The sequence below is a fragment of the Collinsella aerofaciens genome, assembly GCF_039752775.1.
In the GTDB taxonomy this organism is placed as follows: domain Bacteria; phylum Actinomycetota; class Coriobacteriia; order Coriobacteriales; family Coriobacteriaceae; genus Collinsella; species Collinsella aerofaciens_R.
On record NZ_JBDMGT010000061.1, the window covers coordinates 1 to 2,260 of the forward strand.

Here is a 2,260-nt window from a genome sequence, read left to right on the forward strand (position 1 = left end):
GGAGAATATATTAGGGAAAATTATGAAATTAGAAAAGTAATAATAGGTCCAGTAGTAACATTAATTCTTTTAATAATATATATTTTATCTAATAATAAAATGTTTATATCATTTTTTGTATTATTTGAAGTTATACAAGTAATTGCATTAAGTAGAAAAGTATTTGAAGTTGAGTATTTAGCAAAAGATAGAATAAAGTACATAGATATAAATGAGTTGATCTTTAAAGGTATAGATAATAATCAAAGTTCTTATATTACTATGTCAAAGGAATTTATTAATGCATTAAATTCTAATGATATTGGTGAAAGTTTGGATGAATACAAATATAAATATAAACTAAAAGATATTCAAATGAATTATTTATTAGAATCCGTAGTTTGTGAATCCAATAATATATATACTAAGTATAATTCTTATATTTATATCAATGATGAACTAAATTTATTGGAAATAAATGATAGTATTAAAAAAAGTAATATAAAAGGATTTGAATTTAGGAATATATTAATATTAAATGAATATGAGATTCTTGAAAAAATTAAAAAGATAAATGAAATTACTGAAGATAGTAAGCTAGAAAGTAGTGCATATTTCTTATTAATGAATTACTTTAAATTAAAAGAATATACTACAAAACTAGATGAAAACAACTATATTGAATATTTAAATCAGAATTCAGAATTATTTAATATATATTTTAATGAGTTAGATAAATGGTTAAATAGAATTAAAAGCCAAGCTATAAAAATTTCTTTAAAGGCTATAGAGGTAGGTGTACCGATAGAAAGCATTAGTAAGATAACAGAGGTATCATTACTGAATTTAAATAAGTTTGTTAATGATAAAATTGATAAATAATAGTATTATATTAAAATTTTTATCATTTAAATGGAAATAGGGTAAGCTTCAAGTTTGAAGCTTACCCTATTTTTTTAATAGTTAACGATATAGAAAATATGATATAATTTTCTTAGTTTTACAAAGGGGGAGGTGAATAAGTGAGAAACGCATTAAAGCTGAATAAAAAGAACTATATAGATAATATTCATAGTAGAAGTAAAGGGTGGATAACCAGGAGCGTTATAGATAAAAAAGGATATAGACAATGGCACTATAAATACGCTGAATTAAAAGATTTAGATATGAGTGATGAAAATATCTATATAACTCTAAATACCTTTTATAAGCCGTGTAGGCGATTAGAAAATATAAAAGAGTTAAATACACTGTTTATAGACTTGGATTATTATAAAACTGGCAAAACTAAAGACCAGGTATTAATGGACTTAGAAAAGAATTATTTTAATCAAAGTATTCCTATACCAAACTATGTAATAGATAGTGGAAGAGGAATGTATTTAATATGGATAATAAATGCAGTACCTAGTAAAGCATTACCATTATGGAAAGCAGTTCAAGAATATTTATATAATCAATTAAAATACTTTGGAGCAGATAGACAAGCCTTAGATGCAACCAGGATATTAAGAGTTCCAGGAAGTATAAACTCTAAATCAAAAACAGTAGTAAATATATTAGATGAGTATGAATATATTTATGATTTAAGAGAAATACAAAATGGATTTTTACCTGAATTGAAACCATATGAAAAGAAAAAAGGTAGGCCAAGTAAAATAAATTATATTTATAGAGAAAGAAGTTTATATTATGGAAGAATACAAGACATAATAAAACTTTGTGAACTAAGAGAATATGATTTAAAAGGACATAGAGAGCTTATATTATTTTTATATAGATATTATCTTTGTAGCTTTACAGAAGACATTGAGAAGGCATTAAATGATGTTTTAGAACTTAATAGTATGTTTAGACAACATTTAAGTGAAAGAGAAGTTATAAGAGCAACTAGAAGTGCCGAAAGATGTTATTTAGATAAAAATAAGCAATATAAGTATAAGAATGAAACTCTTATAGAGCTATTAGAAATTACAGAAGAAGAACAAAAATATATGACAATAATAATTTCTAAAAAAGAATATAAGAGAAGAGAAAATATTAGAGGTAAAAAAAATTATCAAGAGCAATTAAAAGCTAAAGGAAAAGCAACAAAAAAAGAGGAATTAAATGTATTAAGAAAAAAAATAAAAGCCCTTAAAGAAAAAGGCTTTAAAAATAAAGAAATTACTCTAATGTTAGAAGTACCAATAAAAACATTAGAACGTCATATTACGTATATGAAAAAAAATGGGCTTTTATAAAGGCTCATTTTTTATATTCTTTTCTTCAAAGATTATAT

2 protein-coding genes are annotated in these 2,260 nt (G+C 23.3%); both read left to right on the plus strand.

What is annotated here, in order from left to right:
- The coding region (locus tag ABHR63_RS09920) for a hypothetical protein (RefSeq protein WP_346966000.1) at positions 1-861 on the plus strand (861 nt) is incomplete at its 5' end.
- Positions 862-1,001: 140 nt separating this feature from the next.
- Positions 1,002-2,222 (plus strand): DNA-binding response regulator, encoded by a 1,221-nt coding sequence (locus ABHR63_RS09925; RefSeq protein ID WP_124228714.1) that lies wholly within the window; start codon positions 1,002-1,004, stop codon positions 2,220-2,222.
- The last annotated feature ends 38 nt before the right edge of the window (positions 2,223-2,260 follow it).